Below are 1,102 nucleotides of genomic sequence, written 5' to 3'. Positions count from 1 at the left end.
GACTTAGGACCGGCTAACCCTCAGCTGATCAGCATTGCTGAGGAACCCTTACTCGTTCGGCCGTCGGGGGTCTAACCCGACTAACGCTGCTACTATGACCAGGATTTTCGTTACTGAACGGTCCACACGACCTCTCGGCCGTGCTTCCGCCCGAACAGAACGCCAACCTACGGAATCACCTTTTGACAGGTGCCGCTAGGTCTCGGTGGTGGACTTGAGCCCCGATCATTTTGGGCGCCTCAAACCTCGGCCGGTAAGCTGTTACGCTTTTCTTAGAGGGTAGCTGCTTCTAAGCTCACCTCCCGGCTGTCTAGGGCTTGAGACCACCTTCGATCGCACTTAGTCCACACTTGGGGACCTTAACCCAGCTCTGGGTTGTCTCCCTCACGGTACACAGGCTTACCCCGCGCACCGGACTCCCTGCGTCAAACGGCGTTCATAGGTTCGGAGTTGGACAGGGGGGCGCACTCCTCTCGGAGTGCGGTCCCCCAATCCGTCGCTCTACCCCATGAACTACCTCGGCAGAGGTCATGCTTCGACATGTTTCGGTTGGAACCAGCTGTTTCCGGACTCGATGGGCCTTTCACCCCTAGACGTAGATCACGAGAGGGTATTGTAGGACACCAACTCTAACAGGCTTCCACGTGCCTTTCGGCACGCTTCACCTTGTCCACGCCTAGATCGTCCGGTTTCGGGTTGTGCCCGTTTGACTCCCCGCGCTTGAACACGGTGGCCCTCGTGCAAAGCACTGCGGCCATATTGGTTTCCCTACGCCTTCCCTGATGATCAGGTTAGACTCGTCAAACAGGCACACTCCCTGGTTCGTTTTTCAAAACGTACGACAGAACACCGGCTTCCCGTATGGCTTACTACAGGCTCGCGCCTGATTCATTTGATACGGGACCTTGTGTGCCCTGTCGCTCTATCGCCAACTGATTTCACGCCCTATTGCACCTCCCTTTGTGGGGTGCTTTTCAGCGTTCGCTCACGCTACTTGTTCGCTATCGGTCTTGAGGAGTGTTTAGTCTTTGCAGTCGATGCCTGCAATATTCACGAGGGATATCCAACCCCCGATACTCTGGAGCTGACTCGTCTCATACTG

The 1,102-nt window shown here is 56.1% G+C and carries 1 rRNA gene; it reads right to left on the bottom strand.

Features of this window, described 5'->3' with window-relative positions:
• Positions 1-1,102: ribosomal RNA gene (locus GS429_RS21925) — 23S ribosomal RNA — on the bottom strand; the annotation flags it as partial.

Source organism: Natronorubrum halalkaliphilum (assembly GCF_009834785.1).
Classification (GTDB): Archaea; Halobacteriota; Halobacteria; order Halobacteriales; family Natrialbaceae; genus Natronorubrum; species Natronorubrum halalkaliphilum.
Note: the sequence above shows the minus strand (reverse complement) of the source record. Positions and strands in the feature narration are given on the sequence as shown.